Here is a 15,583-nt window from a genome sequence, read left to right as displayed (position 1 = left end):
GCACCAGAAAACCGAAAAAAGCCGTGACCGCCTTCCTGCTTGACGTCGATACCGGCATCGACGACGCCCTGGCCCTGGCCTACCTGGCCGCCCTGCCGGACACCGAGTTCGTCTCGGTGACGGCAACGCCCGGAAACGTAGACGCCGAACAGGTAGCCCGCAACACGCTGGCCCTGCTGGAACTCTGCGGGCGTCCCGGCGTCGAGGTGGCCATAGGCGCACGAAGGCCGCTGTCCGTGCCGCTGCTGACCACTCCGGAAACCCACGGGCCGCAGGGACTCGGCCACGCCGTCCTCCCTGAACCGGCAGGAAAGGTGTCGGAACGGGATGCCGTGGACCTGTGGATTGAGCATGCGAGGACCCGGCCCGGCGAGCTGACCGCCCTCCTGACCGCGCCACTGACCAACTTCGCCCTTGCGCTCCGCAAGGAACCTGACCTGCCCGAACTGCTGGCCCGGGTGGTCATCATGGGCGGCAGCTTCTACTACCAGGGGAACACCACCCCTACCGCGGAGTGGAACACCCACGTGGATCCGCACGCCGCCAAGGAAGTGTATGCGGCCTACCGCGGCCGGGCGGCGGAAAAACTCCCGCTTGTCTGCTCGCTGGACACCACCGAACGGATCGAGATGCACCCGGACCATCTCCGGCAGCTGGCCGAAGCAGCGGGTGCGGAGGTTGCCGAACTGGTGCTCCCGGACCAGCCTGAGGGCCGGCGCAGCACCTCGGACAACACCGTGGTCCGGCACCTGTCCGATGCCCTGCGCTTCTACTTCGAGTTCCACCGGCGCTACGACCAGGGATACCTGGCGCATGTCCACGACTTCTTCGCAGCGGGGGTGGCGGCGGGAACCCTGGAGTACACCGCCCGGCCGGCCACGGTGGATGTAGAAACGGAATCCGCGCTGCTGCTGGGTACCACCGTTGCGGATTTCCGCGGGCTCTGGGGCGTCCCGCCAAACGCCAGGATCGTCACCAACAACAACCCGGAACAGGCGTTCGCGGAGCTGGTGTCCGCCGTCGGAAGCCTCGCGGCCCGGCTGGGTTGACCAAAGCCGGGCACGGTACGGGCAGGCAATGCACGCAGTAGAATGGTCCGTGGCCCACCGGCAGGTATTTCCGGTGCGGCTGCTGCCGAGGTGACATAGGCGGCGTCCCGCACGGCCCGGCGCACCGGGCCCTCCGTGCCGCACCCCAAAAGGAACCTCCATGTCATCGTCCTCCCTGACGCTGCCGTCCCCGGCCCCCGCCGCTGCCCGCAGGCGGCGGCTGCTGGAAATCCTCGGCGCCCTGGCCATCGCCGGAACCTACGTCTACCTTGTGCTCAACCAGCCCGCGGACATCACCGGCGGACCGGGCAGCGTGCCTGCCCTGATCGCCCTGTCCGGCTTCCTGTTGGGAGCCGTGCTGCTCATCGTCGCGGTGCTGCCCACCCTCCCGGCGTCCACTGTGGTGCTGATCCCGGTGGCGCTGGTCCTGAACATCGTGCTTGGCCAGTTCGTCGGCAGCACCCTGGTGCCGTTCTACCTTGATGCGATCGGCACGGTCCTGATCGCTGTCCTGGCGGGTCCGGCGGCCGGCGCCGCTACCGGTGCGCTCAGCAGCATTGTGTGGTCCTTTTTCAACCCCACAGTCCTCCCGTTCGCAGCCGGCGCCGCCCTGATCGGCTGCCTCGCCGGCCTGGCCGCCCGCTACGGGCTGTTCCGCCGCTTCTACCTTGCTCCGGTGGCCGGATTCGTCACCGGCATCATCGGCGGCGTGGTTTCCGCCCCGGTGGCGGCTTTCGTGTTTGGCGGCACGTCCGGCGTGGCCACCGGTGCCATCGTCAGCGCCTTCCGCTCCATGGGGGACTCCCTCCTGGCCGCCATCACCAAGCAGGCGCTCATCTCCGACCCCATGGACAAGGCCATCGTGTTCACCGCAGTGGCCGTCCTGGTGTACGCGCTCCCGCGCCGCACCCGCCTGCAGTTCCCGTTCGTCCGCAGGCACCGCGTGCTGGCCGGACGGGCGGCCGAACCGGAGGCATCAGTACAGGAAACAGCTGCACCGAACGCACCGCAGGTTCCCTAAGCACCAGACTGTATGCGCGTTCATCCGCTGACCGGGCTTGCGGTTGCTGGCAGCACAGCAGTGATCACGACGGCGGCAGCGAGCCTGCCGCTGTCCCTCGCCGTGGTCGCGGCTGCCCTTGGAGTGTCGGGCGTGACGGGCACGCTGCGCCGGCTGCTGCCCGCGGCTGCTGCCGTGCTGGTGCCTTTGGCGATGTCCCTGCTGATGGTCCATGGCCTGGCGTTTCCCGAAGGCAGCACGGTCCTCGCAGCGTGGGGTCCCGCGCGGATCACATCCGAGGGCCTGGCTTTTGCCGCAGAGCGGGCATCCCTGCTCTCGGCGGTGGTCCTGGTCCTGCTCGCATGGTCCTTCACTGTCAGCATCCCGGACCTGGTGGCTGTGTTGTCCAGCCGTGGGGTGCGGGGCCGCCTCGGGTTTGTGGCCGCGTCCACGCTGACTCTGCTGCCGGCGATCGCGGACCGTGCCGTGCGGATCCGCCAGGCGCAGGAATCCCGGGGGCTGGTGGTCCGGCGCGGCCTCCTGCACAAAGTGGCCGCCTTCCGGCTGCAGGCCGTCCCGCTGGTCCTGTCGCTCGTCGACGACGCCGGCACGCGGGCTGCGGCGCTGGAGGCCCGCGGTTTCAGCAGTACCGGCCCGCGCACGAACTACCGCGTCGTCCCCGACCCTGCCGGACAGCGGCTCCTGAGGGCCGTCCTGGTGCTGGCAGCTGCGGCTGCCGTTGCTGCCAGGCTGTGGCCCGCCGGGACGGGAGGCTAGGACGTGGCCGAACAGAACCGCCCAGCCCTTGCGGCCGGCATCCGGCACTTCGCCTTCCATGATGGCGGCGCGCCGGTCCTGGGCGGGGTGGATGTGGCGTTCGCCCCGGGGACGCTCACAGCCATCCTCGGCACCTCCGGAAGCGGCAAAAGCACCCTCGGAAGGTTGCTCGCGGGCTGGCTCCCCCCTGGCGTCAGCGGCAGCCTGGCAGGGTACCTGGAGCTGGCCGGTACCCGCCTCGAATTCAGCGGAAGCGGCGCCGATCCCAGGATCGATCCGGCGCAGTGGGGCCGGCACGTGGGCTTCGTCCCGCAGGACCCCGCTGCCGTCCTTTCCACGGTCAAGGCAACCGTGGCGGAAGAACTGGTTTTCGGCCTGGAGAACGCGGGAGCGGATCGGGCCGCCATGCAGGCAGCGGTGGAGCACATGAGCGGACTGCTCGGCCTAAGGGAATTGCTGGAACGTGACCCCTCACGGCTGTCCGGCGGGCAGCTTCGCCGGCTGGCCATCGGCTGCGCCATTATCACCCGGCCGCACGTCCTGGTCATGGACGAACCGTTCGCCTCGCTGGACGCTGCCGGTGCCGCGGAGCTGGCAGCCCTGGTGCGGAACCTCGTGCAGGAGGGCACCGCCGTCGTAATCCTCAGCCAGGCGGCGGAGCAGCCGTTACTGGATGCCGACACCTGGATTGTCCTGGCGGACGGCACGGTCCGCGCCAGTGGAACCCCGGCAGAGCTGAAGGCCGCTGGGAAGGTGCCGGATGCGCTATGCCGCGGGGCCAGTCAGGCGGCGCCCGGTGCCGGAGTATCCCGTGTGCGGGTTGGTGCCGTACCCGCCCTGGAACTCCGCGACGTGTCCTTTGGCTACCAGCCGGAAGCAAGCCGACCGGGAAGCGGGCCTTTCCGCCGGCGGCAGCAAAGCCCCGCATCCCGGGATGGCCGGCCCGACGTCCTGCAAAACGTCAACCTCGCCGTCCATCCGGGGCAGATCGTGGCCCTCACCGGACCCAACGGAGCCGGCAAGTCCACGCTCCTGCGACACCTCAACGGGCTGTTGCGGCCCGGCAGCGGATCGGTCCTCGTGGGCGGTGCCGACATATCAGGAGTGCCTGTCGGCGTCACGGCTGCCTCCGTAGGCGTGCTGTTCCAGCATCCCCGGGACCAGCTGTTCGAGCGGACAGTCCAGCGCGAGGTGGCCTTCGGCCTTGACCGGATTTTCCCCCGGGACGAGGTGGGGGAGCGGGCCCAGGCGGCACTGGCTGCCGTCAATCTGGCGGCGGCAGCCGGGGAGCATCCGGCAGAGCTGTCCGCGTCCCGCCAACGGCTGCTTGCCCTGGCGACGGTCCTGGCGCGCCGGCCGTCGGTGCTGGCACTGGACGAACCCACCGTGGCACTGGACGGCGCTGGCCTTCAACTACTGGACTCGGCCGTCCGGTCCGCGGCGGAGGAGGGCGCCGCCGTCGTGCTCGTCACCCATGACCTGGTTTACGCACGGACGGCAGCGCACCGGATCCTTGCCCTCGAGGGCGGGCGGCTGACGGAACGGTGACCGCTATCCCGCCGCGGGACGGGAAGCCACTCCCGGAGGCAGGAAGCGCTTGCCGTTGACCCGCTCCGCGGCCCCCACCCGGTCCAGGTAAGGGGTGATGCCGCCGAGGAACAGGGGCCAGCCCGCGCCAAGGATCATGCAGAGGTCGATGTCCTCCGGGCCTGCCACCACGCCTTCCTCCAGCATCAGGCCGATCTCTTCGGCGAGGGCGTCCTGGACGCGCCGCAACACCTCGTCCCCGGTCGACGGGGCGCCCCCGAAGGACATCAGGGACAGCGTGGCCCGGGGGATTGTGCGGGTGCCGTCCGGCGCGGTCTCCCAGAGGCCTTTTACGCCGTTGTCGATGAGCTTCTGCAGATTGGCGGAGACCTGGAAACGGCTGCCGAAAGCAGCGTGGAGGGATTCCTGTACATGCTGCGCCACCGGCAGTCCCACCATCGCCAGCAGCGTGAAGGGAGTCATGGGCAGCCCCATCGGGCGCAGGGCGTTGTCCGCAACGTCAGCCGGAGTGCCCTCGTCGAAGGCGGCGGTAACCTCACCCAGAAGCCGCAGCAGGACCCGGTTGACCACGAACGCGGCCGCATCCTTGACCAGCACCCCGGTCTTTCGAAGGTTCCTGGCGAGTTCGAATGCCGTGGCCAGGACCGCGTCCCCGGTATGCGGGGCCCGGACGATTTCCAGCAGCGGCATGACGGCCACCGGGTTGAAGAAGTGGAAACCTACCAGCCGTTCCGGGTGCCGCAGGTCCTCGGCCATGGCAGTCACCGACAGCGACGAGGTGTTGGTGGCCAGTATGCAGTCCGCCCGCACAATGCCCTCAAGCTCGGCGAACACCTGCTTCTTGACGGCCAGTTCCTCAAAGACGGCCTCGATGACAAAATCGGCGTCGGCGAAGACCTCCTTGGATACCGAGCCGGACACCAGGGCTTTGATACCCTCGGCGGCCATGGGGGTTATTCGCTGTTTCGCCGCGAGCTTGTCCACCTCGGCATGGACGTAGCTCACGCCCTTGTCCACCCTGGCCTGGTCGATGTCCGTCATCACCACAGGCACCTCGAGCTGGCGGGCGAAGAGCAGCGCCAGCTGGCTTGCCATCAGTCCGGCACCCACCACGCCCACCTTGCCGACCGGCCGGGCCAGCTTCCGGTCAGGGGCACCGGCCGGACGCTTGGACCGCTTTTGCACGAGGTCAAGGAAGGCATACACCGTGGCCCGGAACTCATCGCTCTGCATGAGCCCGGCCAGGGTTTCACACTCACGCGCCGCGGATTCCGCCTGGCTCATGGTGCGGTTGGTTTCCATCAGGTCCAGCAGCAAGCCTGGAGCGGGGGCCGCGTTGGACGTCTTGGCCTCCACGAACTGCCGGCCTGCCGCCACCGCGGCGGCCCACCGCTCGGCAACGTCCGGTGCAGCAGGATCGACGGCGTTCGGACGTTCCGGAACCACCTCGCCCGAGAGCACCCCGGCCGCCCATTGCAGTGACTCCGCCAGGAAGTCAGCCGGCCCGAACATGGCATCCGCCAGGCCGAGCTTGAACGCCTCGGACCCTGTGAGCGCGCGGTTGTTGCTGAGCGGGTTTTCAATCATCACCTTGACCGCGTTCTCCGGGCCAATCAGGCGGGGCAGCAGGTAGACCCCGCCCCAGCCCGGCACCAGGCCGAGATACGCTTCCGGCAGTGCCAGCGCACCTGCCTCCGTGGAGACGGTGCGGTAGGTGGACTGCAGGGCCACCTCCAGACCGCCGCCCAGGGCTGCCCCGTTGATGAAGGCGAAGCTGGGAACACCCAGGCTCGCCAGCGTGTGGTAGACGTCGTGCCCAAGCTGTGCCATCCAAAGGCCATGATCGCGTTTCTCCAGCGACTTCACCACCGACAGGTCTGCGCCGGCAACCAGGTAAGGCGGTTTGCCTGTGATACCCACGCCCACAATCCCGCCGCGCGCTGCCCTGTCCCGGAGGCCTTCCAGCACCGTGCCGAGCTCCACCAGGGTGTTGGGCCCCAGCGTGGTGGGGTGGTCCTGGCCGTTGTCCAAAGTGATCAGGGCAAGGGTTCCGGGACTCGCTTTCCCGCCGACGGCGGGCAACCCGATGTCCCGAACGTAGGAGTGGGTAACCGTCTCGTTCGGGAACAGGCTGGCGAAGTCGGCGAAGTCTGCGGCGCTCATACCGTGGCTCCTTTGGCTGCGGATGCGGAGTGGACAACAGGCCTGATGTTACTAGTGGGTAACTTAGCCTGCAAGGGGAGCGGCGGCCTTAACGCTTGCTGGTCCCAGGTCCTGCCGCTACTGTTCCGGCGCCGGAACCGTGGCCGCCTTCGCCTCCCTGGGCGGAAGGGACTGCGGATTGAGGAAAGCGCTGGTGATCAGGGGGGTTGCCAGTTCCACCTGCCATTCCCGGGCTCCGAGTGCCAGCAACTCGGCAGCCACCGATGCCTCGGTGACCTCGGCCGGCGGCCGCCAGGCCAACCGCCGCAGGAAATCAGGGGTCAGCAGGTTCTCCAGCGGCAGGTTCAGCTGTTCGGCCTTCTCCTGCAGCAGCGGGCGGGCAGTGGCGAGCCGCGCGGCGGCTTCGGGGTCGCGGTCGGCCCAGACGCGCGGGGGCGGGGGCGCACTGGTGGGCAGGTGCAGCGGGGGAAGCTCCGTCAGGTCCCTGGCCGTCGCGATGCAACGCAGCCACCGCGGCGCCTCGCGCTGAGCAGCCCTGCCGTGGAACCCCTTGGTGCCCAGCAGTTGCGGCACCGTGGCGGGCATTGCCTTGGCGGCAGCCACGAGGGCCGAGTCGGGGATCAGCCGGCCCGGCGCCACGTCCCGCTTCTGGGCGAGCGAGTCGCGCTCCAGCCACAGTTCCCGGACGGCGGCAAGCTGCCGGCGGTCCCTGATCTGGTGGAGGCCGGAGGTCTTGCGCCAGGGGTCCACCCGTGGCGGGGCGATGCCGGCGGCGAGGATCGCGGCGAATTCCTGCTCCGCGTATTCGAGCTTCCCGTCGGCCTCAAGCAGTTCAACAAGTTCTTCGCGCAGCTCGGTCAAGACTTCGACATCGAGCGCTGCGTAGCGGAGCCAGGGCTCCGGCAGCGGGCGGGTTGACCAGTCGGCCGCCGAGTGTTCCTTCGCCAGGCCGAATCCCAGCAGTTGTTCGATCACGGCGGCGAGTCCCACGCGGGGCAGTCCGGCGAGGCGGGCTGCGAGTTCGGTGTCGAAAAGTTTGTCCGGCCACATGCCGAGCTCGGACAGGCAGGGCAGGTCCTGGCTGGCCGCGTGCAGGATCCATTCCACCCCGCGCAAAGCGTCATTGATGATATTCAGGTTTTCGAACGGCTCGGGATCGATCAGCCAGGTGCCCGCGCCTTCGCGGCGGATCTGGACCAGGAAAGCGCGCTGCCCGTAGCGGAATCCGGAGGCACGTTCGGCGTCGACGCCGGCGGGGCCTGTTCCGGCGGCAATCGCTGCGGCGCAGCGTTCCAGGCCAACCTGGGTTTCGATGACCAGCGGCACGCCCTCGCGGGGCGCTGCCAGTTCAATGATCTCGGGGATGGGGCTGTCAAAGCCTTCCACCGTGATGTGGGGTGCGGTATCAGCAGCCGGGGCGCCGGCCGTGGTGTTGTCCGGAATCTTAGGGGTCATGATTCCCCCAGTTTACCGGGCAGCCCAGGGCAGGCCTGCCGTGCCGCGGACGTTGCCCTCGGTGTGGCACTAGTTCCGGCGCCGGTGCGGCAGGGGCGTGACCCCGTCGGGCAGGGGAGGCAGGCCGGCGAAGGTGCAGACCATGTCCGACCATGCTTCCAGGTGGGCCGTGACGTCCGCGGATGCCGGGGTCCAGGAGGCGCGGAGTTCAATGTCGATGGTGCCCGGCCGTTCCGCCAGGGTGCCGAAGCTCTCCGACAGGACACGGGTGGCGGTGCCGCCGGCTGCCCGGTACTGGGCCTTGTGGTTTTCGAGGGCTTCCACCAGCCAGGTCCAGGCCACCGTGCCCAGCATCTCGTCGTTGCCCATCTCCGGCTCAAGTTCGGCCCGGATATAGGTCACGATCCGGAATTCGCCGTCCCAGACATCGGAGCCTTCAGGGTCGTGGAGGAGGATGAACCGTCCGGTGGCGAGTTCCGTTTCGGTTTCGTCCCCGGCCCCTCCCGAGGCCGCAAAGGCCATGGCGGCGGGGCCGTGCAGGGGCGTACCGGGCGTTCCGGCGCCGGGCGCCATGACTTCCGCCCCCAGCGCGACGGCGAACGGCGCCAGGCGCGCCGGCGCAGGTATTTCCGCGAGGCGGAGTTCCTTGCGGCATTGTGCTTTCCTGAGGGTTTCCAGGGCGCGGAGGAAATCCGGGGGAACCTGGTCCAGTGCGTTCACCTTGGCAGATTACGCAACAGGCCGGGGCTGGCCGTGAAGGCTCGCCGTTACCGGCGGCCTAGCCGGCCTTCCCGCTTCCATAATCCCGCAGCTCATGGCGGATGGCAGCAACGAATGCATCAACATCCTCCTCGGTGGTGTCGAAGGAGCACATCCAGCGGACTTCCCCGGCAGCCTCGTTCCAGTCGTAGAAGCGGAAGGACGTGCGCAGCCGGTCAGCCACTCCAGGGGGAAGGATGGCAAACACCCCATTGGACTCGGTCTCCTGGGTCGGCCGGACGCCGTCGATGGTGTCGACGGCGGCACGCAGGCGGGCAGCCATGGCGTTGGCATGCGAGGCGGACCGCAGCCAGAGGTCGCCTTCCAGGAGGGCGAGGAACTGTGCCGACATGAACCGCATCTTCGACGCCAGCTGCATGTTCATCTTCCGCAGGTAGACAAGCCCGTGCGCGGCCTCGGGATTGAGCGCCACCACGACCTCGCCGAACAGCAGGCCGTTCTTGGTGCCGCCGAAGGACAGGATGTCCACGCCGGCATCGCGCGTGAAGGCCCGGAGGGGGACCTGGAGGTGCGCTGCGGCGTTGGCCAGCCTGGCCCCGTCCATGTGCAGCCTCATGCCGCGGGCGTGGGCATGGTCAGCGATGGCGCGCACTTCTTCAGGTGTGTAGCAGGTGCCGAGTTCGGTGGTCTGCGTGATGGAAACGGCGAGCGGCTGGGCGCGGTGCTCGTCGCCCCATCCCCAGGCCTCGCGGTCGATCAGTTCCGGCGTCAGCTTGCCGTCCGGTGTGGGGACTTGGAGCAGCTTGATGCCGCCTATGCGCTCCGGGGCGCCGTTTTCGTCCATGTTGATGTGGGCGGTGGAGGCGCACACCACGGCACCCCAGCGGGGGAGCAGCGACTGCAGGGACAGTACGTTGGCGCCGGTCCCGTTGAACACCGGAAAACACTCGATGCCGGACCCGAAGTGCTCCTCCATCACTTCCTGCAGCCGGGCCGTGTAGTCATCCTCGCCGTAGGAGACCTGGTGGCCGTCGTTGGCCGCGGCCAGCGCGGCAAGCACTTCCGGATGGACCCCGGAGTAGTTGTCCGAGGCAAAGCCGCGCACATTGGGGTCGTGGAGCCGGACCGCGGCCCCTGTTTCTGCTGTTGTCGTCATGCCTTTGCTCACGCTTCCAAGTCTAGGTACTGTCCCTGCGCGGGTTGGTCGGCCAGCCGAAGCCGGGTGCCGTTCAGTTCGTCCCCGGGGGTGTTGAAGAGTTGTACGACGGCGGCGGCCAGCTCCTCCACGTCCGTCGCCCCGGGGAAGGTCCGCTCCGGGTGGCTGCGGCGCATGGCGTCATCCACCAGGGCTTTCACCACCAGCACGACGGCGGCTGCCTGCCCGCCGCCGTCGGCTTCCGACGCCTTCCGGAAGCCGTCCGCCATGGCCATGGTCCAGGTTTCGGCGGCCGCCTTGGCGGCGGCGTAGCTGGCAACCCCGGCTGCCGGCTTCTCCACAGCGGTGGAAGAGACGATGGCGAACCGGCCGTGGCCGGAGGCCGCGATGTCCTCGAAGAACACCCTGGACACGTTCCGCAGCGTGGTGACGGCGCCCTGGTGGAGGAAGTCCCAGTCCTCGTCCGACTGCTCGGCAATGCCGTTGGCCCCGCGCCAGCCGCCCACCAGGTGGATCACCGCGTCCACCCGCCCGGCGGCGGCGGTGACATCATTGCGCAGCTGCCGGACGTCGTCGAACTTTGCCAGGTCGCAGGTGAGGGGGGCGACGCCGCCCGCCTCCTGTGCGGCCGCCTCGATCCTGTCCCGGTGGGAGCCGACGGTGAAGACGTTGTGCCCGGCCTTGTGCAGGGCGCGTGCGACCGCTACGCCCGACGCTCCGCTGCCTCCCGTGACCAGGACGGCAAGGTTCGGCCCGGCATGGATTTGGGGTCCGCTCACAGCGCGGAACTGCCGGTGATACCGGCGGTGGATTCGATGACGGGGCGCATCTTCTTCTCCAGTGCCTCGTAGAACATGGACAGGGGGAACTCGTCGTCCAGCACCTGGTCGGTCAGGCCCTTCGGTGCGCCGGACAGCGGAAGCGCGTCGGGGCCCTTGGCCCAGACGGATGCGGGGTGCGGCGTTACCGTGGCCGAGATGAGCTGGTATGCGGCCAGCCAGTGCGCGGTCTTGGGACGGTCGATGGACCGCCAGTACAGGTCGTCGATCCGGGCGCCGAGGGCGATGACGGCGTCCGCCACCTCATCCCAGTCGATGGAGAGGCGGGTGTCGGTCCAGTGCAGGACGTGCTGCTGGTGCAGCCAGGCGAACAGGAGCTGTCCGCCCAGGCCGTCGTAGTTCCTGACGCGGCTGCCGGTGATGGCGAAGCGGAAAATCCGGTCGAAGATGATGGCGTACTGCACCAGCTTGGCGTGGCGGCGCGCCGCCGGATCCGCGTCCTCGTCCTTCTCGATCCGGACGGACTCGCGGAAGGCAGTGAGGTCGCAGCGGAGTTCCTCCAGTGAGTACAGGAAGAAGGGCATGCGCTGCTTGATCATGAAGGGGTCAAACGGCAGGTCGCCGCGCATGTGCGTCCGGTCGTGGATGAGGTCCCACATCACGAAGGTGGCCTCGGTGAGGTCCTGGTCGGCGAGGAGTTCCGCTGCGCCTTCCGGAAGTTCCAGGCTGGTGGTTTCGGCCGCTGCCTTCAGCACGCGGCGGAACCGGGCTGCCTCCCGGTCCGCGAAGATGGCGCCCCAGGTGAAGGTGGGAGTCCGGCTCACCGCCACGGTCTCGGGGAACAGGACTGCCGAGTTGGTGTCGTAGCCGGCGGTGAAGTCAAGGAAACGGATGGGGACGAACAGCTTGTTCGAGTACTCCCCGGCTTCCAGTCCGGCAATGAATTCCGGCCAGATGACCTCGATCAGGACGGCTTCCACCAGCCGGCTGCTGCTGCCGTTCTGGGTGTACATGGGAAAAACCACCAGATGCTGCAGCCCGTCCACGCGCTGTTCCTGCGGCTGGAAGGCCAGCAGGGAGGAGAGGAAGTCGGGCACACCGAACCCGCCGGCGGCCCAGCCTGAAAAGTCGGTGCAGGCTGCCTCGAGGTATGCGGCATCGTGCGGGAAGGAAGGCGCCAGGGCCCGGATGGCGTCCACAATGGTGTCTACCTGCCGGCCTGCTTCGGCGTGCGCCGACGAGTCCGGGATGGAACCGTCCTGGACCTGGAATGCCTGCAGGGCACTGGCCGCGGCCTTGAGCCGCAGCCAGTCCTGGTTGCCGGCGGTGATCCCCGTGGCGGCGGTGGTCAGGGTTTCGGTCATGGTCGGCTGCCTTTCTGGTTGCTTACTGTCTGCGGCGAGCGTAGCAAGCAACCAGAAAAACTAATGTCAAAACGGCCGTAGCCCCAGAAATGCTATTGCTCGTCATGGTGCCGGGCAGCTTGAGGCTGTGGGCTGCTGATGGGTCAGCCCTGTGTCTCCTCCGTGCTGACCTGCGCATTCTCCCGCGGCACCAGCTTCATAGACACCGAGTTGATGCAGTAGCGCTGGTCCGTTGGCGTGGGGTAGCCCTCACCCTCGAACACGTGGCCAAGGTGGGAGTCGCAGGTGGCGCAGCGCACTTCGGTCCGGTCCATGCCAAGGGTCCGGTCATGGATGTAGCGGACAGTACCTTCGGCCAATGGAGCCCAGAACGAGGGCCAGCCGCAGTGGGAATCGAATTTCTCATTGCTGGTGAACAGTTCCGCCCCGCAGGCACGGCACTGGTAAACGCCTGAAGTATGGGTGTCCCAGTATTCGCCGGTGAAGGGACGTTCGGTGCCGGCCTGCCGGAGGACGTAGTACTCCTCCGGGGTCAGCTCCTGCCGCCATTCTGCGTCGGTCTTCCGGACGGTGCTTGTTTCTTCAGGCTCCGCAGCGGCCGCCGCAGGATCCGCAACGGCGTGGGTGGCCTTGTTACCGAAAATGCTGTTGCCAAAGATGTTCATAGGAATGTCAACGCTCAGGAGTCGCCGATAAATCCCGAGCCCGCGTACAGATGCAGGACGGGGATGCCCAGTTGGTCCTGTGCCTTGTTGGCCCAGTCGGTGTGGAACGTGTCTGCCACAGCATGCGGCCGCGTGATCACGACCGCCTGCGACGCACCCGTTTCCCTGACCTTGGCCACCAGGCCGTTGACCGCTCCGCCATCAACAACCTCACCGGCGACGCCGCTGCCCAGCCCCTCCAGCGCAGCCACCGATGCCGCCAGGGTCTCGGCTGCCTGTGCCCGCTCCACCTTCGGATCGGGGGCATGCGCGGTGAGTTCCCGGAACGCTTTGGCTATCTCCAGCAGGGAGAGGTTTTCCAGGAAATCCACCAGCAGATGGCGCTCAGTGTTGCCCGGCACCAGCACCAGCAGGCGGGCATCGGTCCCGTCCACCAGCCGCTCGATGTTCTTGCGGTCGTCCGCCCCCAGGGGTTCTTCGGTCAAAATGACGATGGGATCACTCATGGCCTTAGCCTAGCCCCGCGCAAGGGGAGCCGCACACGGTTCCCGCGGCACCGCCGGGCCAACCCGGCAGGGCGGAATGCGGTGTGCCGTCCGCGGACGGTAAGAATAGTGGCATGGTCCTTTTCCAGCGCACCCGCCCAGCCCATCACGAACGTTCCGTGGATACCGGCGGGATGTCGCTGCGGGCAAAGTGGGCGGTGGCCGGTGCCGCCTCCGGCGGTGCCCTGGCCGGGCTCCTGGCCGCCGGGTCCTCAGCGCTGGCCGTATATTTTGCCCGCCGTGTCATCACTCCTGCACGGCAGCGTGCCGCCGACCAGGAGGTGCTGGCCGTCATCCGGGAAGGATCCCGGCAGCAGGTGATATTCGCCGCCACCGACGACACCACCGTGGATGGGGTCTACGGATTCTTTTTCGACGGCGGCAAGGGCCACGCGCGCATCGGCCGCATCGTGTCCTATTCACCCGCGGAACGGACCGTGCTGCGTGAGGTGGAGGCAGTGTACGCGGGGGACCTCTCAACGGCCCGCTGGGGCTGGTGGAGCGGCACCGCCTACCCGGATCCGGCCGCCGTCGGAATTCCGGCGGAGGACGTGATGGTTCCGGTGGAACGCGGGGAGGCGCCTGCCTGGCTGGTGCGGGCCGGCGGTACCGCCAGGACTTGGGCGGTGATGGTGCACGGGCGCGGTGCCAGCCGGCAGGAGGCACTGCGCGCTGTGGGGCCGGCGCTGGAACTGGGGCTGACCAGCCTTCTGGTGTCGTACCGCAACGACGGCCTGGCGCCGTCGGCTGACGACGGCCGGTACGGCCTGGGCACCACGGAATGGCGCGATATCGAGGGCGCCATCGAATATGCGCTGGCCAACGGTGCTGAGGAGGTTGTGCTGTTCGGTTGGTCGATGGGGGGTGCAATCTGCCTCCAGACGGCAGACCTCTCACGGTACCGCCACCTGATCCGCGCCATGGTGCTCGATGCCCCGGTGATCGACTGGGTGAACGTCCTGGCCCACCATGCGCAGATCCACCGCATCCCGTCCCTGGTGGGGCGCTACGGGCAGCTGATGCTGGGCCATCCGCTGGGCCGCCGGCTCACCGGACTCGCAGCACCCGTGGACCTGAAGGTCATGGACTGGGTCTCACGCGCCGTGGAACTGCGCACGCCCACGCTGATCCTGCACAGCGTGGACGACGAGTACGTGCCGTACAAGCCCTCCGCGCTGCTGGCGGAGCGGAACCCGGAGATGGTGACTTTCGAGGCGTTCAACCACGCCCGGCACACCAAGGAATGGAACGTTGACCCGGAACGGTGGGAGCGGCTGGTGAAAGCCTGGCTCCGGCAGCGGCTGGCGCCCAGGCTGAACCCTGGCGTTGCGCGGGCAGGGTCGGTGGCGGCCGGTTCGCAGCAGCCCGGGGCCTAGGCGTCCTTAACCCCGGGAGGCGATCGGCGCCACCATGGCGCTGGTGAGGCGGACCAGGTCCGCCGGAGCGAGTTCGATGTCCAGCCCCCGCCTGCCGCCGGAGACAAGCAGGGTCCCCAGGGCGGTGGCAGTGGAATCCAGCACTGTGGGGGAGGGGAGCCGCTGGCCGAGCGGCGAGATACCGCCCAGGACGTACCCGGTGCGCCGCTGGGCGGCAGCAGGATCAGCCATGGCGGCCTTTTTCGCGCCCATCGCTGCTGCGAATGCCTTCAGGTCCAGGCTGCCGCTTACCGGCACAATGCCCACTGCCAGCCTGCCTTCGACCTCCACCATCAGCGTCTTGAAGACCCGCGACGGGTTGATGCCGAGGACCTCGGCCGCCTCAGTGCCATAGCTGGCCGCGGCAGGATCGTGGGCATAGGGATGCAGCACAAAGGGAACCCCGGCCGCGGCAAGTGCCGCTGTGGCCGGGGTTCCCTGTGCACCGCTTTTGCGTGCCATGTGGTGCCAATCAGGCGCGAACGCCGGAAGCCGCAGCCACCTTGCGCTTGATCCGCCCCAGCATCGCGGTCATGCCCCGCATGCGCAGCGGCGTGATCGCCCTGGTGAGGCCCAGCAGCTCAGGCATGTCATCCGGGACGGACAGGATCTCCTCGGGCGGGAGACCGTCGAGCCCCTCATGCAGCACGCCGGCGAAACCACGGGTGGTCGGTGCCTCCGCCGGGGCCTTGAAGAAGAGGCGCACCGCAGCCGGCCGGCCGGCGTCGTCCTTCTCCGTTTCGATAGTAAGGAACAACGGTGACTGGCACTCCACCACCTGCTCGAGCAGCTCGGGGTGGTTGGTCAGCCGTTCCGGCAGCTCCGGCAGTCCCTCAGAGAATTCCAGCAGCAGCTGCAGCCGTTCGGGCTCGCTGAGGGCCAGGAAGTCGTCCACGATCTCCGCCAGGGCGGAAGGCAAGGCTTGAGTAGTCATCGGTACAAGTTTA

At 68.2% G+C, this 15,583-nt stretch carries 15 protein-coding genes; 5 read left to right on the top strand and 10 right to left on the bottom strand.

Features of this window, described 5'->3' with window-relative positions; translation table 11 throughout:
• Nucleotides 1–23: 23 nt before the first annotated feature.
• The 4 genes from FDW83_RS02660 to FDW83_RS02645 all read left to right on the top strand — a co-directional run bounded on the left by FDW83_RS02660 (nt 24) and on the right by FDW83_RS02645 (nt 4,374).
• On the top strand, nt 24–1,049 hold the full coding sequence (locus FDW83_RS02660) for a nucleoside hydrolase (protein WP_138136031.1): 1,026 nt from the start codon (nt 24–26) through the stop codon (nt 1,047–1,049).
• 160 nt (nt 1,050–1,209) lie between these two features.
• Entirely contained in the window at nt 1,210–2,070 is an 861-nt protein-coding gene (locus tag FDW83_RS02655; protein WP_138136030.1) for an ECF transporter S component, read from the top strand.
• A gap of 12 nt (nt 2,071–2,082) precedes the next feature.
• Entirely contained in the window at nt 2,083–2,826 is a 744-nt protein-coding gene (locus FDW83_RS02650) for an energy-coupling factor transporter transmembrane component T (protein WP_138136029.1), read from the top strand.
• Nucleotides 2,827–2,829: 3 nt separating this feature from the next.
• Nucleotides 2,830–4,374: an ABC transporter ATP-binding protein gene (locus FDW83_RS02645; protein WP_138136028.1), complete on the top strand. Its 1,545-nt coding sequence runs from the start codon at nt 2,830–2,832 to the stop codon at nt 4,372–4,374.
• Between the two features lie 3 nt (nt 4,375–4,377).
• Here the strand turns inward: FDW83_RS02645 and FDW83_RS02640 are convergent, their stop codons facing one another.
• The 8 genes from FDW83_RS02640 to FDW83_RS02605 form a co-directional block, all read right to left on the bottom strand.
• On the bottom strand, nt 4,378–6,537 hold the full coding sequence (locus FDW83_RS02640) for a 3-hydroxyacyl-CoA dehydrogenase NAD-binding domain-containing protein (RefSeq protein WP_138136027.1): 2,160 nt from the start codon (nt 6,535–6,537) through the stop codon (nt 4,378–4,380).
• A 117-nt stretch (nt 6,538–6,654) separates the two neighbouring features.
• Nucleotides 6,655–7,992, bottom strand: coding sequence for an HRDC domain-containing protein (locus FDW83_RS02635; RefSeq protein WP_138136026.1), 1,338 nt, complete (start codon nt 7,990–7,992; stop codon nt 6,655–6,657).
• Nucleotides 7,993–8,061: 69 nt separating this feature from the next.
• Nucleotides 8,062–8,712 carry a DUF3000 domain-containing protein gene (locus FDW83_RS02630; protein WP_138136025.1) on the bottom strand — a complete coding sequence of 217 codons (651 nt, stop codon included), beginning with the start codon at nt 8,710–8,712 and terminating at the stop codon, nt 8,062–8,064.
• 58 nt (nt 8,713–8,770) lie between these two features.
• Nucleotides 8,771–9,868 (bottom strand): low specificity L-threonine aldolase, encoded by a 1,098-nt coding sequence (locus tag FDW83_RS02625; RefSeq protein ID WP_138136024.1) that lies wholly within the window; start codon nt 9,866–9,868, stop codon nt 8,771–8,773.
• A gap of 8 nt (nt 9,869–9,876) precedes the next feature.
• Nucleotides 9,877–10,647 (bottom strand): SDR family oxidoreductase, encoded by a 771-nt coding sequence (locus FDW83_RS02620; protein ID WP_240720811.1) that lies wholly within the window; start codon nt 10,645–10,647, stop codon nt 9,877–9,879.
• Nucleotides 10,644–12,011, bottom strand: a complete 1,368-nt coding sequence (locus FDW83_RS02615) for a DUF6421 family protein (RefSeq protein ID WP_138136023.1) — start codon at nt 12,009–12,011, stop codon at nt 10,644–10,646. Before FDW83_RS02615 ends, FDW83_RS02620 begins: the two co-directional genes overlap by 4 nt.
• A gap of 143 nt (nt 12,012–12,154) precedes the next feature.
• Nucleotides 12,155–12,676: a peptide-methionine (R)-S-oxide reductase MsrB gene (gene msrB, locus FDW83_RS02610; RefSeq protein ID WP_138136022.1), complete on the bottom strand. Its 522-nt coding sequence runs from the start codon at nt 12,674–12,676 to the stop codon at nt 12,155–12,157.
• A 14-nt stretch (nt 12,677–12,690) separates the two neighbouring features.
• Entirely contained in the window at nt 12,691–13,182 is a 492-nt protein-coding gene (locus tag FDW83_RS02605) for a hypothetical protein (protein ID WP_138136021.1), read from the bottom strand.
• A gap of 113 nt (nt 13,183–13,295) precedes the next feature.
• Between FDW83_RS02605 and FDW83_RS02600 the strand changes: the two genes are divergently transcribed.
• Nucleotides 13,296–14,597 carry a S9 family peptidase gene (locus FDW83_RS02600; protein WP_138136020.1) on the top strand — a complete coding sequence of 434 codons (1,302 nt, stop codon included), beginning with the start codon at nt 13,296–13,298 and terminating at the stop codon, nt 14,595–14,597.
• A gap of 6 nt (nt 14,598–14,603) precedes the next feature.
• Here the strand turns inward: FDW83_RS02600 and ybaK are convergent, their stop codons facing one another.
• Nucleotides 14,604–15,098 carry a Cys-tRNA(Pro) deacylase gene (ybaK, locus tag FDW83_RS02595; protein ID WP_138136019.1) on the bottom strand — a complete coding sequence of 165 codons (495 nt, stop codon included), beginning with the start codon at nt 15,096–15,098 and terminating at the stop codon, nt 14,604–14,606.
• Nucleotides 15,099–15,108: 10 nt separating this feature from the next.
• Nucleotides 15,109–15,570 (bottom strand): SufE family protein, encoded by a 462-nt coding sequence (locus FDW83_RS02590; protein WP_138136018.1) that lies wholly within the window; start codon nt 15,568–15,570, stop codon nt 15,109–15,111.
• Between the last annotated feature and the right edge of the window lie 13 nt (nt 15,571–15,583).

This window comes from Pseudarthrobacter sp. NamE2 (assembly GCF_005796205.1).
Classification (GTDB): domain Bacteria; phylum Actinomycetota; class Actinomycetes; order Actinomycetales; family Micrococcaceae; genus Arthrobacter.
Note: the sequence above shows the minus strand (reverse complement) of the source record. Positions and strands in the feature narration are given on the sequence as shown.